The 14,816-nt window shown below is 56.8% G+C and carries 9 protein-coding genes; 6 read left to right on the top strand and 3 right to left on the bottom strand.

Annotated features, from left to right (window positions below):
- Positions 1 to 3,888 carry a UrvD/REP family ATP-dependent DNA helicase gene (locus HMPREF2999_RS03810; RefSeq protein ID WP_070675725.1) on the bottom strand — a complete coding sequence of 1,296 codons (3,888 nt, stop codon included), beginning with the start codon at positions 3,886 to 3,888 and terminating at the stop codon, positions 1 to 3.
- 171 nt (positions 3,889 to 4,059) lie between these two features.
- On the opposite strand from HMPREF2999_RS03810, the gene HMPREF2999_RS03805 reads away from it, so the two are divergent.
- From HMPREF2999_RS03805 to HMPREF2999_RS03780, 6 genes are all read left to right on the top strand, one after another.
- The gene (locus HMPREF2999_RS03805) at positions 4,060 to 4,755 is read left to right on the top strand and encodes a 3'-5' exonuclease (RefSeq protein ID WP_012903182.1); all 696 of its coding nucleotides are present in this window, start codon (positions 4,060 to 4,062) and stop codon (positions 4,753 to 4,755) included.
- A 150-nt stretch (positions 4,756 to 4,905) separates the two neighbouring features.
- Positions 4,906 to 6,273, top strand: a complete 1,368-nt coding sequence (locus HMPREF2999_RS03800) for a threonine/serine exporter family protein (protein WP_070675727.1) — start codon at positions 4,906 to 4,908, stop codon at positions 6,271 to 6,273.
- A gap of 210 nt (positions 6,274 to 6,483) precedes the next feature.
- Positions 6,484 to 7,833 carry a glutamate-1-semialdehyde 2,1-aminomutase gene (gene hemL, locus HMPREF2999_RS03795; RefSeq protein WP_070675729.1) on the top strand — a complete coding sequence of 450 codons (1,350 nt, stop codon included), beginning with the start codon at positions 6,484 to 6,486 and terminating at the stop codon, positions 7,831 to 7,833.
- 32 nt (positions 7,834 to 7,865) lie between these two features.
- Positions 7,866 to 9,047 (top strand): sugar dehydrogenase, encoded by a 1,182-nt coding sequence (locus HMPREF2999_RS03790; RefSeq protein WP_070675731.1) that lies wholly within the window; start codon positions 7,866 to 7,868, stop codon positions 9,045 to 9,047.
- Between the two features lie 141 nt (positions 9,048 to 9,188).
- A complete protein-coding gene (locus HMPREF2999_RS03785; protein WP_070675733.1) occupies positions 9,189 to 10,409 on the top strand; it encodes a carboxylate transporter in 1,221 nt (406 codons plus the stop codon).
- An 86-nt stretch (positions 10,410 to 10,495) separates the two neighbouring features.
- The gene (locus HMPREF2999_RS03780) at positions 10,496 to 11,671 is read left to right on the top strand and encodes a transcriptional regulator (RefSeq protein ID WP_070675735.1); all 1,176 of its coding nucleotides are present in this window, start codon (positions 10,496 to 10,498) and stop codon (positions 11,669 to 11,671) included.
- Positions 11,672 to 11,849: 178 nt separating this feature from the next.
- Here HMPREF2999_RS03780 and HMPREF2999_RS03775 read toward each other — a convergent pair whose 3' ends face one another.
- On the bottom strand, positions 11,850 to 13,031 hold the full coding sequence (locus HMPREF2999_RS03775; protein ID WP_070675737.1) for an AAA family ATPase: 1,182 nt from the start codon (positions 13,029 to 13,031) through the stop codon (positions 11,850 to 11,852).
- The gene (locus HMPREF2999_RS09275) at positions 13,024 to 14,670 is read right to left on the bottom strand and encodes an ATP-dependent nuclease (protein ID WP_070675740.1); all 1,647 of its coding nucleotides are present in this window, start codon (positions 14,668 to 14,670) and stop codon (positions 13,024 to 13,026) included. The genes HMPREF2999_RS03775 and HMPREF2999_RS09275 overlap by 8 nt, the downstream gene beginning before the upstream one ends.
- Positions 14,671 to 14,816: the final 146 nt, after the last annotated feature.

Here is a 14,816-nt window from a genome sequence, read left to right as displayed (position 1 = left end):
CTAGGGCTGCGTCACCTGACGGCCGCGCGTACAAATCGGGCAAATCTCCGGCAGACGGCACCCATAGCCGCCCTCACGGTGACGAGCCTGCACCTGCGAGCCAGCAATCAGCTCCGCGGCGTGCTGCACCAGCTCAGCCGCCCACGAATCGTGCTCCGTCAGAGCCGGCTGAACCTGCAGGCGAGTCTTACTCTCGTCGTTCACGCCCGAGGCGCCCAACTGCACGAGCGCCGCGCCTGCGGAATGTCCCGTATAGCCGGTGTACTCCAGCTCCTGGGGGCGGGCATCCGGTAGCGGTTCACCCGTCTCCAGGGCGGCGGCTTCGGCGCGGTAGCGCTCCTCCAGCTGCTCGCCCGCGCCAGCCTCCACCGCAATCTGGTAGGCGGCAAGCTGCGGATGCGTCTCCATCTCCGAGCCGGTCGGCTTAGACTTACCGGTTTTCAGGTCAACAATGGCGTAGCGGCGGGTACCGTCCTCCGCCGGGGCGGTACCCTCGAGGCGGTCCACACGACCGGTGAGCAGCGCATCCAGCTCGCCAACCTCACCGGCGGGGTCGAAGGGCACGGGCACACGCACCGCGAAGGAGCCTTCAACACCGAGGTTCTGCCAGCCGGCGTCACCCATGTGCTGACGGTAGTAGTAGCTCAGGCGCAGAATCATACGCTTGGCGCGCTCGTAGAGGGCGTAGGATTCCCAGGGCACGCGCTCGCGGTACTCTTCGTCGGTTTCGTCCTCCTTGCGGGCGGGCACGCCGAGGGAGCTAATGCGCTCGTCGAGGGCGGTTTGGAGCTCTTCGAGGGTGCCGGTCGGGTACTCCTCGGCGATGGCGTGAACGAGCGTACCGAGGGAGCGGGACAGGTCGGTTTGGGCTTCCGCGCGGGCGGCGGAAACCAGCCAGTCCAGCGGGGAGCTGTGGATGGTTTCCAGGCGCGAAGGCGAAAGCGTAATCGTGCGGCGGCCGGGCTTTTCAGCCTGTTCTTCGCCGTGTTCTTCGCCGCCTTCACCGTGGTTTTCGTCCAGCTCGGCGTGGTCTGCCGGGCGGTGCGCAAAGAGCAGCTCCGTGCTAGAAAGCGGCAGCAGACCCCACCACTCGTCGGGTGCGGCGCCGGGCGCCTGATCGTTCGCCAGGCGCGCCAGAGTGCGGGAGGCGGCATCGAGTCGGTACGCGGAAGCCTCCGGGGTGAGCGCTTCTTCCTCCGGTGCGTTGTGCATCGGTGCGCCGTTCTGCTGTGTGTCCTCCTGCTGGGCGTCTTCGGCACGCATCGCGTTCATCGATTCCTCAACGAGGGTGCGGCGAAGCTCCGCCACGAGGGAACGCAGGGTGGCGGGGCGGCGCACGCGGGTGATGGGCACGTCCGTGGACTCGCCAACCGCGTCGGTGGGCAGCACGAAATCGAAGAACTCGCCGGGTGCCTGATCGTCGTTGCGTACGGCGGTGAGCACGAGGCGGGTGCTGGCTCGGGTGGCGGCGACGGCGAACATGCGTAGCTCGTCGTGGCGGGTGTCGCGCACGCGTTCGGGGTAGCTACGGATGCGGGCGGGCGGCACCGGCTGCTCGCTCTCCCCCGCCCGTTGTTCTGCCTGCTGGGCGCGCTGGCGGAGGCGCGCATCGCATAGATCCACAAGGTCGCCGGTGCTCAGCAGGGAGCCGCGCACGGTGGTGTTGGGCCAGGTACCTTCCTGCAGACCGCATACATATACGGTGCGCCAGGACTGACCTGCGGCGAGTGCGGGGGTGAGAATCTCGACCGCGTCTTGGCGTACGCCGCGGGCGGCGAGGGTGTCCATGGGTAGGTCCTGCGCGTCGATGAAGTCGAGGAACTGCTCGGCACCGGCGCCGCGCATCTGCTCGTCGAATCGGTCGGCAGCTTCGAAGAGGCCGATCATGGCGTCGAGGTTGCGGTGGGCTGCATCGGCGTCGGGGCCTGCACCGCGCGACTGGGCGACCCAGGTTTTTTCGAGGCCGCTGGCTTCCCAGAGCGCCCAGAGCACTTCGGTGCTGGTGGATTCGGGGCGCGCGAGTGCTTTACGTCCGGCGGAGAGCACGGCTGCGATGCGGTGCACGGCGCGTCCCACGCCCTCTTCGGGGAGGGTTTCGGGGTGTAGCAGGGCGCCGAGGAGCAGGTCGTCGCTGGGGCGGTGGCCGCCGCTTTGCAGTTCGATGGATCGTAGCTGCTGGCGGAGTCGTCGCACGTCCATGCTGGATGCGCCACCGAGTCGGGAGGTGAGCAGGGTGATGGCGCTCTGCGCGCCGCCGAGGGGGTTGGCGCGGCTTTCTTCGGCGATGACGTCGTCGAGGCTTCGGCGCATGAGCTCTTCGGCTTCGGTGGCGCTGAGGGTTTCGTAGCCGCCGCGCTCGGCCGCCTCCGAACCTTCTGCACCTTCTGTGCCTTCTGCAACGGGCATGTGCACGGCGGGGTTGAGTGCCTTCTCGCCGCGCTTGCGGGCGTAGACGAGCAGGCTGAGCGCGTCGAGGAAGGGGCGTACGGCGGGTTCGTCGCGCACCGGCACGAGCGCCGCGGAGGTACGCGAGGGAATACCGTTCGAGGAGAGCACGCGGCGGATGCGCGCCACGTCCGCGCTGCTACGCACGATGATGGCGGACTCGCGGTAGGGGTGGTTGCCGTAGATGCGTTCTTCGAGCAGCATTTGGGCGATGAGGTTCGCTTCGTCCTGAGAGCTGGAGAGCGCATACTTATACACGCCGGCGGGTGCGGTGCGGTAGTGCGCGGGGTCGAGGATTTTGCCGTCGGCGCCCAGGTGCAGCAGCGGTTCGTCTGCGGCGCCCCAGGTGAGGGCTTCGTCGGCGGGGGTGGTGTTGATGCGTCCGAAGGTTGCGGGCGCGCCGTTCTTTGCGCCCTCCTGCGCGCCGTTCTTCGTCCCTTCCTGCTCAGCGGTGAGCGGCACGAACCGGGTGTAGCGCGGCAGGCGGCGGCGAATGTCCGCCACGAGCGGCATCATGAGTGCGGGCAGGCGGTACGAGGTGGTGAGCGTGCGGGTGCGCATGCTCGGGAAGCTTGCCTGCAGGGTGGTGACGAGGTCGGGGCGGGCGCCACGGAAGCCCTGGACGACGGCTTCGTCGCTGTAGGTCATGACAACCTGCGGGCCTTCAGCGAAGAGGTCGGGGGGGGTTTCGGTCAGGTGCGCGGCGTCTGCGGGGGCGACTTCTGCGGCGATGAGGCGCAGCAGCCGGTAGATGGAGGGGCTGAGTTCCTGCACGTCGTCGATGAGGATCAGGTCGTAGCGGCGGCGTTCTTCGGCGAGGAATTCGGGGGCGCGCAGCAGTAGCCGGCAGGCGTCGTTGATGAGTACTGCCGGGTCGTAGGCGTTTTTGGCGCGGAGGGCTCGCACGGCACGGTATTCGGTGTGCAATTGGGCGAGGGCGTGCCAGGCGGGCTGGTTGTGTTCGGTGGCGAGGGCGTGTACGTCTTCGGCGGTGAGGTCGTATTCTGCCATGCGGTCGAAGAAGTCGCGGATTTCGTGGCGGAATCCGCGGGTTGCGAGGGCGTCGCGAAGTACGTCGGGCCAGGCGGGGCCGGGTGCGATGCCTTCGGCGTGGTTGGCGAGTAGTTCGCCGATGATGACGTCTTGTTCGGGGCCGGAGAGGAGTTTGAGGTTGCCTTCTACCCCGCTGAGTAGCCCGCGGGTTTGGGCTCGTTTGAGCAGGTCGAAGGCGTATGCTGCCCAGGCGCGGGTGGGTGCTACGGAGAGGCTTCGGTCGCTGGAGGCGGCGATGGTGTCTCGCATGCGGGTCGCGGCGGTGCGGGTGGGTGCGAGGATGAGCAGGCGGGCGGGGTCGTTGCCGTCGGCGAGGTAGCGCAGGGCGCGTTCGGTGAGGTGGTGGGTTTTACCGGTTCCGGGGATGCCGGTGAGAAGTTGGGTTGTCATGGTTTCAGTCTATCGGCTGGAGCGCGCTTGTACCTTGTCGGCGGTCATTCGGGCTCGTCGGCGGCTTATGCGCCGCCCCGGCGACTTAATATGCCGCCTCGCCAAGGGCTTATCCACAGCCGCGTGACGACCGGGCGCGCGCCTGCACCGCTGCTGGGTTAGTCTTATAGCATGACCTGGATGAACGGCCTGCGCGCCACTTTTGACCTTGAAACCACCGGTGTGGACGTCACCACCGCCCGCATCGTGACTGCTTCCCTGATCCTGCTGGACCCTCAGGGTAATGTGGTGCGCCGTGGCGAGTGGCTGGCCGACCCCGGCGTTGAGATCCCCGCCGGTGCCGCCGCCGTGCACGGCATCACCACCGAGTACGCGCGTGAGCACGGCCGTCCCGCCCGCGAGGTCGTGTGGGAGCTTGCCGGCGCGATTGGTGCGCTGAACCTTGACGGTGTGCCGATTATTGCGTTCAATGCCGCCTACGATTTCTCGGTGCTGCACCACGAGATGCTGCGCCACAATATTGCCAATGGTGAGCTGCCGCCGGGTGTGGTGCTCGACCCGTATGTTCTGCATAAGCACGTGATTCCTCGTAAGCGCGGCAAGCGCACCCTTGAGGTTCTTGCCGCCGAGTACGGTGTCTCCCTGGAGAACGCCCACACCTCCGCTGATGATGCCCTGGCGGCGGAGCGTCTGCTGGTGAAGCTCACCGAGCAGTTCCCCGAGGTTCTCAACGTGGATGCGCGCCAGCTGCACGAGCAGCAGATTCAGTGGGCGGCGGAGCAGGCGGCGAGCTTCCAGGCGTGGTTGCGTACGCAGCCGGGTAAGGAATCTGAGGTCATTGACGGCCGCTGGCCGGTGCGCCGCTAAACCTGCGCCGCTAAAAACCTAGGTAGCGCCCCAATTACTTCTCCTTTGCTGACGGGCTGACACTATCCCAGCAGGGGCTTCTCCCCTATGCTAGAAGGTAACCGCACCTACACGAATAGCACGTGAATAGCACGACCCGGAAGGCCTCTCATGGATGATCAGCCCCGCACTACCGAGCCGTACCCTGACACTAATACGCGCAGTATTTATCTGGGGTCTACCCGTCTGGCTCATGAGCACCTGGTGGCGCAGTCGCAGGTGGTGCTCCGCCTGGGCCGCATCCTGATGAAGTCGGGTGCGAGCGCATACCGTATTAAGGCGTCGATGGCGCGTTTGGCAAAGGCTGTGGGGTTGAAGGAGCATCACGCGCAGGTGACCTTCACCGAGATTTCGACCTCTTCGTACACGGAGGGTAATTTCCGTACCGAGGTCGCTGAGCAGCGCACGATGGGCATTAACGCTCATAAGCTGGATCAGTTGGGTAAGTTCATTTCTGAGCTTCCTGAAAAGATTACTCCGGCGGAGGCGAATGCTGAGCTTGACCTTATTGATTCGGCGAAGCCTCTGTACACCCGCTGGATGTTGGCGCTGGCGTCGGCGGTGGCGTGTGCCGGGTTCGCGTTCTTGAACCGTGGCGGTCTGGTGGAGTGCACGGTGGTGTTCTTCGCGGCGGGTGCCGGCCAGTTTTTGCGTTCGACCCTGCTCAAGCGCGGGGTGAGCCATTTGGCAACGTGGATGGCGTGCGGCTTCCTGGCGGCGGGCCTGTACATTGCGATTGTTAATGTGCTGGTCGCGGTGGGTTGGATTAGCCCGAACCATATGATTGGTTTTATTTCGTCGGTACTGTTCTTGGTGCCCGGTTTCCCCATGGTGACGGGCATGCTCGATATTTCTCGTATGGACTTTTTGGCGGGTATTTCGCGTCTAACCTATGTGGGTTTGTTGTTGCTGAGTGCGTCGTTTGCGGTGTGGGTTTTGGGTTCACTCTTCCACCTGCCGTTAGCGGCTCCTGCGCCTCTTAACCTTGACCCGACCCTGTATTTGGTGTTGCAGGTGCTTTCCTCGGGTGTTGCGGCGGCTGGCTTCGCGATGCTTTTTGCCGCTTCCCCGGTGGCGTGTGTGTGGGGTGGCGTGATTGCTGCGGTGGCGAACCCCGCCCGTATTCACATGGTGGAGGCGGGCATGCCCGCGCATATGGCAGCGACGATTGCCGTGTTTGGTGTGGGTATTTTGGCTGAGATTGTGGCGCCGCTGCATCAGCGTAAGTACACGCGTATTTCCCTGTCGGTTCCGGCGGTGGTGACGATGGTTCCGGGTGTTCCGTTCTACCGTTCGATGTCGCATTTTGCTAGCGGTGACATGTACTCGGCGGCGAGCGGTTTCGTGCAGTCCCTGCTGATTTTCATGGCGTTGGGTATGGGCCTGGCGTTTGTGCGTCTGCTCTTTGATAAGAACTGGCTGTTCGATCAGGACACTCAGGTGCTGAACCGTCTGGACACTGACCGGCACCTGCGTTAGCGCGTTGCGCATCCTCTCTGTTCCCTAACTTGTTTGTTGTGTTTTATCGTCACCTTTCGGTACGTTCAGGTGCTTGTCACCTGCGGTTCATCTGTAGCGCCTATGATGGTTAGGGTACGGGACGTTAGTAACGTGCGGGCTCTGTCGCCTGCCGTGCGTCGTCCCTTGTAATTCTTTAGTTCGCCGTCTCGTTTGAAAGGCACCGATACGATGACTTCCTCTTCTACTCACCCGCTGCATCATGAAACCAGTGAGAAGCTTTTTGAGCGTTCTCGCGCGGTGATTCCCGGTGGTGTGAATTCCCCGGTGCGCGCCTTCAATTCTGTGGGCGGCACTCCTGCGTTTGCGGCGAAGGCTAAGGGCGCGTACCTGTACGATGCGGACGGCAACGAGTACGTTGACTTGGTCTGCTCGTGGGGCCCGTCGATTCTGGGTCATGCGCATCCGCAGGTGGTTGAGGCTGTTCAGCAGGCGGCTGAGCGCGGCCTGTCCTTTGGTGCGGCGAGCGCGCCGGAGGCTGAGCTGGCTGAGCTGGTGGTCAACCGTATTAACGCGGTGATTCCTGGCGCTATTGATCAGGTGCGTATGGTGTCCACCGGTACTGAGGCGACGATGACTGCGATTCGTCTGGCGCGTGGTGTGACTGGTCGCGACAAGATTATTAAGTTCGCGGGCTGCTACCACGGTCACGTGGATGCGCTGCTTTCCGAGGCTGGTTCGGGTGTGGCTACCCTGGCGCTGCCGGGTTCTGCTGGCGTGACTGCCGCAACCGCCGCGGAGACCATCGTTCTGCCCTATAACGACCTGGACGCTGTGCGTGAGGCGTTCGCGAACCATGAGGGTCAGATTGCCGCAATTATTACTGAGGCGGCCCCCTGCAACATGGGCGTGGTGACCCCCGAGCCCGGTTTCAACCGTGGCCTGCACGAGATTGCTCACGCAAACGGTGCGCTCGTCATTTTTGATGAGGTGCTGACCGGTTTCCGTGTGTCTTCGGCTGGTTACTGGGGTTACGCCGCTCCCGAGGATGGCGGCTGGGTTCCCGATATTTTCACGTTCGGCAAGGTTATTGGTGGCGGTATGCCCATCGCGGCGCTGGCCGGTAAGCGTGAGGTCATGGAGCACCTGGCGCCGGTCGGCCCGGTCTACCAGGCGGGTACCCTCTCCGGTAACCCGCTGTCGGTTGCAGCGGGTATTACGACCCTGACCCTGGCTGACGCCGCCGTCTACGCGCACCTGGATTCGCGTAGCGCCCAGCTGCAGCAGGCTCTAACCGAGGCGTTCAACGCCGCCGGTGTGGACCACTCCATCCAGAGCGCCGGTAACCTCTTCTCGGTTGCGTTTGGCACCTCTCAGGCGGGCGTGCACAACTACGCCGACATCAAGGCGTCGGCAACCAGCCGCTACAACGCGTTCTTCCACTCCATGCTCGAATCCGGCGTGTACCTGCCGCCGAGCGCGTTCGAGGCGTGGTTCGTTTCAGCCGCCCACAATGATGAGGCGATGGACCGTATCATCTCGGCTCTTCCGGCTGCCGCAGCTGCTGCCGCATCCGCGTAGGAGTTTGAGAGACGTAAGGAGGTGAGCCGCTCATGGATCTGAGCGCTCTGGGACTGCCTATGGAGCAGCTACGCGACGTGTGGCTGATCGCCTTCATGGTGTACCTGGGCTTGTGCCTGCTGGTGGATATCGCCTACCCGGTGCCCATCAAGAAGGAGAAGGCAGCCGAACTGTACCTTGAGGTGTCCGGCTCGCCCGTTGATGAGGCGCGCCGCGCCACCGCGGAACGCACCGCGATGGGTGCGCCGCTGAGCTCATCCCGCAAGGGTAGCGCCACGAAGAAGGCGAAGAAGAAGCTGGATTCTATTGAGGGCGCCGGCGTGTTTAGCGGCTGGTTCCACGTGGTCATGTACCTGTGGGGCTGGATTGTGGCGGTCTCTATCTTCACCCTGTACTGGGATATCGTGTACGACGGTGTTGTACTACCGGCGCTGATTCTGCCGTTCCTCATGGTGTACCTGGGTGCGCGTATTGGCCGCCGTCAGTGGCGTGCAGTTCGCGGATACAGCAAGGACGACCGTGTGCTGGGCATGCCGCGCATCCACTCGGCGACGCTGGGTAAGCTGAGCGCACCGTTCCGTGTGCGCGGCACGGTGCCGGGTGTAGAGCCGATCCGTGACGACCGCACCGCCTACTGGATCCTCGGCGGTATTGCGTTCCTGCTCGCCTCGGTCTTCCTGGTTTCGTTGGCGGGCTGGAGCATCGACGAGGATTGGGAAGCGATTTATATTGGTAACGCGTCTTGGTTCTTGCTGGCGGCGGGCGTTCTGCTGATCATCATATTGCTGATGCGTAGCCGCGATTACGTGCTGTACAACCCGGATTCGTTCCAGGCTGGGCGTCTGCTCCTTCCGGCGAAGTCCCGCCCCTACTCGGATGTTCGCGCATTCCGTGTGTACCCGAAGAACCCGGACGCTATCAAGCTGAACCCGAAGGACGCGAGCCAGTGGAAGCTGGAGATTCTGCTCCCTGGCGGACGCAAGCACGACTATTCGCTGAATGATCACCAGATTGATTGTTTGGTGGCGCAGATTGCGTTCAATATTGAGCAGGGACGCTGGGCGCAGCTGGATTCGCCGGCGGACCGTGAAATGTTGGCGAAGTACTTTGTGGACGGCCGCGTCATCTGCACGACCATGGGGTACAAGCCTGCCGGTAAGCATGCGGAGGAAGCGGCACGCCGCGCGTCCTTCCAGAAGGCGCAGTACAAGTAGGCGGACTGCTCTTAGCCGCTCTTATACCGCGAGAAGCCACATGTGTTTCGAGAAGCCACATAAGACGTGGCTTTTCGAAACACATGTGGCTTCTCAGCGCCGTAGACACACCATCACCGATACCCGTAGAGAGGACAATTCATGGACCTTGCAGCCCTGGGCCTGCCCATGGAGCAGGTGCGCAACGTATGGCTGGTGGCGTTCTTCATCTACCTGGCGTGCTGCCTGCTGGTGGAGGTCGCCTACCCGACGCTCATTGGTGCCTCGCGAGCGCGCGAAGTCTACACCTCGGTGATGGGTTCCCCCGTCGAGGATGTGAAGGAGGCAATTACAGAGCTCGCGGATGCTGGCACTCACCTCACCTCCGAGCAGGAAGAAAAAGCAATCCGTAAAGCTGAGGCTCAGTTAGAGGACATCAAGGGTTCCAGCGTCACTATGGACTTAGGACACCTCCTCATGTATGCTGCAGCCTGTTTTATCACCTACGCTACTTTCGTCCTGTACTGGTACATGGTGTATGAAGGCAACCTTATCCCTGCTCTCCTTCTGCCCTTCATCGTGGTTTATTTGGTAGCAGAATGGGGCCGCAAAGGCTGGCGTGAAGCACGCGGTTTCAACTCATGGGACACGCACCTGGGCATGCCCGCGGTCTACATCAACACCTTGGAGAAGCTGAGTAGACTCTTCCGCCGTGTTATGCCCCGACGTGTTGAGTCCCCCCGTATTGAGGACACATCGTTGAGGCTGCCGATCACTACATTTGGGACGGGCCATATGGTCCTTTTCTCTGTGGCTATTTGCGTTGGCGGGTTCTGCCTGGTTCTATACCTGCGTTCCTTGTTGAACGTTAACATGCACACGTATGTCTCATCCGATATTGGTCTGCCTTCTATTCTCTTGTGGGTCCCGTACGTTATGGCAGTTTTATGTGTGTGGTCTGTGAACCGTACATACTACTGGTTCACTCTGGGCCGGGTAAAGAGAGGGCGTCTCCTGTTGCCTACGAAGGTGTACAAATACTCCGATATTGAGCGGTTCAAGGTTTATCCCTGGTATGGCGAGGATACGAATCCTCGCGAGGACATGCCGAGCGGATGGCAGTGTGTCGTCACGTTCTCGGATGATTCGTACGAGACTTTTGGGTTCTACGACAGCTCCATCGACCATTTGATTGCGCACGCTGCATTCAAGCTGGAACAGGAACGCTGGGCAGATGTGGATTCCCCCGCAGACCGTGAACTGTTAGAGAAGTACTTTGTGGAGGGTCGGGCTACCTGCCTCACGCTGGGCTACAAGCCGACGAACGAGCTGACAGAAAAGGCAGTGGCGCGCATCGTAGCGTCCTACAGTAAGACGGACTAGCGGCTAATACGTGCAGATATTAGCCAGCAACCTTTAACCGACGCGAGGCCACACACCATCACCGATACCCGTGGAGAGGACAATTCATGGAGCTAAGCGCTTTGGGGATACCCCTAGAGCCGTTGCGCTACATATGGCTCATCGCCTTTATCGTTTACATAGGCTTATGCATAGTACCCGCTATCACTCACCCCGCAACAATCAGCACGGAAAAGGCAAAGGAGCTCTACATCGCCCGTTACGGCTCCCCCGTCAACAATGCAATGAGGTATGCCGAACGTCGTTCCCTGGAGGGTAACCCGCTACCAAAACATAAACTGCGCTCTAACCTCACCCGTGCCCGCAAAGAAATAGATAGCATATTCGGTGTCTCCTCGATTGAGGCTTGGTTCCACGTGCTCATGTATGTGTGGGCATGCCTTGTCGCACGGTCCATCTTTCGTCTGTACACAGATATTGCCCATAATGGCATTCTGCTACCGGCTCTGTTGTTGCCTTTCTACATGGTGTTCGTGGGTGCACGTTCAGGTCGCCGCACCTGGCGTAAAGCCCGCAGCATCGATACGGATGACATTACAGCCGGGTTGCCTCAAATCTATAGCGCAGCGTTGATGCGTCTCAACGTTTTTGCGGCACCCAAGGAAGCTCATCCCCAAGCTAAACCGGTTCGGGCAAAGAATGATTTCTACGTTGAAACCCACTTTGTGCTGGTTTTGGCTCTCATCGTCTTCTTCTATTCGCTTGTCGGTTGGACAGTTCTAGGTGTCCAGCCAATGCCCATTGGAGGAGCTTCCATAACCCTGGCAATTGTTACCACCGTAACTGCAGTAACTCGGTGGTTTCATATGAGGCGGTACTTGCTGTTCAACCCCGATTCGTTCTACGTCGGGCGGCTTTTCCTGCCCGCGAAGAAGTACAGTTACCCCGACATTGAGGAGTTCTGCGTCTTCCCGAAGAACCCCGAACAGATCAAGCCAACCTTCTACGAGCCCTCGCAATGGCAGATAGAGATCAAGGTGCCGTCCAAGATTCCGCCGCACCTCGCTCAGCGCATGCCGTGGCTGCGCAGGCATATTGTGGCGGTGCACGATGAGCGGGTCGTCTGCCTGACCTCCCAGGTTGCGTTCTACCTTGAGCAGGAACGCTGGGCGGACCTGCGCTCCCCCGCCGACCGTGAGAAACTCGGGGAATACTTCACCAACGGCAACATTGTGTGTACCTCCCTCGGGTACAAGCCCGTCAGCGAGGAACCTGAAAAATAGCAATACGGCAAGAAGCCACATGCTGTACGAACAGCATGTGGCTTCTCGGTATTAAATGTGGGAGGGGTTAGGCGTCCAGCTCGCGGAGCCAGCCTGCCGCCTCTATACAGAGGCGGACTTACTAGCTTATAAGCTAAAAACCAACCCTAATATTAACAATCTTCTTACTAAATTATTTTCATAGTTCAAACAAACTTTCCTGAACAACAACATCTATTCCCATACGCCTAGACCAAATCTCTATACCTAATTCATTACATATATTTCGTGGAACCTTATCAACAACAATGGCAACAGACACTTTCGCACGAGTCACAGCAACATAGAAAGAAGATGTCGACTTAGCACTAAGATATTCCTTCTTTTCAATAAATTTTTTTATTGATTTTGTGGCCATAATTGCAACCCTTTCATATGTTCGCCCTTTTGATACACCTATATTTACGGGATTCCACTCTGGGTTACACGGCACAGATTTACTATGCCGCAAGACAATAGGATTATATACGTTTAAATATTCTTGGAAATCTTTTTTACAAACCAGAAAGACACCTTTATGCTCATCTTCAAGAAAACATCTTGAAACCGTCGATTCAAACCCTAAATCTGGGTGAAATATCTTATCCGAAAATGAAGCAATCTCCTGCGCGCAACGATAGGTATAATTATGAGATTCAATTTCCAGCAATTGCTGATTTTCCATTTCCCTATACCACTTAATAACATCATATCCAGAATATTTTTTATTTTTATTAGACGACCTACTGGTACTCAAAATGGATTGACGAGCATCCCCTACAATATACATACTATATTCAGCAGAAGTACCGGGGTGCAGCCCATTGTCAAGTAGATATTCAATAACCTTCAAGCCATACCTACCTATATCCTGCGCTTCATCTATCATAATTAAATTAAATATTTTATTCAGCCTATTCTGAACCATCCCCTGACTTTTTTTAATCACCCCTACCGCAAGCTCCTCAATAAATTCTCGGTGAATACTATCTGACACAAAGTATCTTTTGGGACTATCTTTAGAGAAATACCGCATTTTATCAACGTACGGATCTTCGCGGGAGTCCCTTGGATAGTACAGCCCTTTAACTTTCTGCCCAGGGAACAAGAGAGGTATATAAGGTCGAATAATATGTTGGATTAAAAATTGATACCATCCAAACACCTTAGGAATCTTCCGATCTTCACAAACTAAATGCAGCCTGTCACGCAACTCACCTTGCCCACTTACCGTAAAAGTAATAACTGCAATATCTTTCCCTACGCCCTCACTACTGGAGCAAGTATCGGCTATAAATTGAGTTTTACCAGACCCAGCGCATGCATGAATAAACTTATGCATTTTTCTCTTCTTTACACAAAATGCAATCTTCACCGCTTTCAACCCAACACATATGAGCCAAATCATGAATCGCATTCATAATATATTTTGGAGGAGTTAAAGACTTTTCCATACTAGCAAGCTTAATTGCCGACATTGTCTTATCCTTCTTCATATTATCTGGCGAAAAACCATCCAATGATTTCTCATTAAAGGAATATATCTGATTTTCAAGAGTATGCCCATATTTAGGCTCTCCGATATACATCTTCCTTTTTTCACCTTCAAGAAAATCATTTATTTTCGCAGTCCAAATTTCAGGATCTAGCCCATCATTATCTCGAAGAGCATATAGTTGTCGATTCATTTTACTTGCAAGCTCAAAACATCGAGCAAAAGAGGTTCCACTGATTGACATAACATCAATCCCCAAAGATTCTGGCGCTTTACCAGTTTTATCCCGAAACATTCGATTAAACACAATCTCATCGCTTGGTCCTTCAACTATGATGATTTTGTCCGCCAACACAAGCCTCAGAGTATCAAATCCTGAAATTTTTTTATAATAAAGAATAGTACCTTTACTGAGTTTATTAAATTTTGTAGAGCAACCATCAGATAGCAGAACAAGTCTATCAAGGCCCAGCCTATTCAATACGAATGGACTGTGAGTTGTTATAAAAACCTGGCGATTGCCAGCTAGGCTCTCTATAATATCCAGTAGCTCCCGTAGGCGAGTATGAGATAGATGATTTTCTGGTTCTTCCAAGAAAATAAACTTCACCAATTCATCAGAACCCAATAAAGAAAGCCTCGTCTTAGCAACAATTTGAGACCCCTGCCCCGCCATAGAAAACGGCATATCATCAATGCTCGGAATTATCGCAGAATCCCACGAAGAGGCTTTAGATTCATTCACCTGGATTCCTATGACCCCACGGCTCGAATTATTTTGTTTAGCATCTTCTCTGATTTTTAAGTTTATACTTTCTAAGATGCTTTTCGTAATTCCATGTCGAGCTTTTCTATATTCCAAAGATAGAGAGCTCCTTTCCCCATAATTTAGTTTTTCCTCCAATATATGCTTAGTATAATAGTCCAGCCCACGAGATGAATAGTAGGACAAAGAATCAATGGAAGTGATTCCTAGACCCTTCGGTGTTTTAGATAAAGAATTGCCAGAAAAACTAAGTCTTTGAATAGAATAATACTCAACTGGAATTATTTGAGGAATATTATTTTGGGAAAAATATGAATTGATTTCTTCCCCATAATCTATATCCGGGGCCACAATAAAAGAAATCCCAGGACTATCTTCTTCTAGCATATTATTCACACCGCGCAATTCCTGCAATGCGCCATCCGGAACGTTAAGATGAACGTCGATTCGTATAGTCGGGAGATTTTCTAATTTTATTGTTTCATTATTTAGTAAACCACTAAATAACTTCTTAACATTTTCCAGGTTAAACCAATATGGGCTAAGTGCTTCATAGGCACTTTGGGTATTGATTCTGCCATTTAGGCATAAGCTCATGGCTTCAAGAACTGTAGTTTTTCCTGAGTCATTCGCTCCAACAAGTATGTTCATACCTTCTTGAGGCTCAAAAGTGAAATCTTGAAGTTTCTTGTAACCTTTGATGTGAACTTTAGTAATCACTCTAGCTCCTTTGCTAATATCCTGGTCTCTGAGTCTAACTACTCAGCCAGTGCTGGCAAGCCAAATTAGCCCGCCGCATATATGTTCCCACAAGGGTGTTCAAGGCTTCAACCGGCGAAAAGCCACATGTGTTTCGAGAAGCCACC

This window comes from Rothia sp. HMSC066H02 (assembly GCF_001814995.1).
GTDB classification, from domain to species: Bacteria; Actinomycetota; Actinomycetes; order Actinomycetales; family Micrococcaceae; genus Rothia; species Rothia mucilaginosa.
Note: the sequence above shows the minus strand (reverse complement) of the source record. Positions and strands in the feature narration are given on the sequence as shown.

Coding starts and splice junctions, on each gene's coding strand:
- HMPREF2999_RS03810 (WP_070675725.1), bottom strand. CDS start 3,888: ATGACAACCCAACTTCTCACCGGCATCCCCGGAACCGGTAAAACCCAC.
- HMPREF2999_RS03805 (WP_012903182.1), top strand. CDS start 4,060: ATGACCTGGATGAACGGCCTGCGCGCCACTTTTGACCTTGAAACCACC.
- HMPREF2999_RS03800 (WP_070675727.1), top strand. CDS start 4,906: ATGGATGATCAGCCCCGCACTACCGAGCCGTACCCTGACACTAATACG.
- hemL (WP_070675729.1), top strand. CDS start 6,484: ATGACTTCCTCTTCTACTCACCCGCTGCATCATGAAACCAGTGAGAAG.
- HMPREF2999_RS03790 (WP_070675731.1), top strand. CDS start 7,866: ATGGATCTGAGCGCTCTGGGACTGCCTATGGAGCAGCTACGCGACGTG.
- HMPREF2999_RS03785 (WP_070675733.1), top strand. CDS start 9,189: ATGGACCTTGCAGCCCTGGGCCTGCCCATGGAGCAGGTGCGCAACGTA.
- HMPREF2999_RS03780 (WP_070675735.1), top strand. CDS start 10,496: ATGGAGCTAAGCGCTTTGGGGATACCCCTAGAGCCGTTGCGCTACATA.
- HMPREF2999_RS03775 (WP_070675737.1), bottom strand. CDS start 13,031: ATGCATAAGTTTATTCATGCATGCGCTGGGTCTGGTAAAACTCAATTT.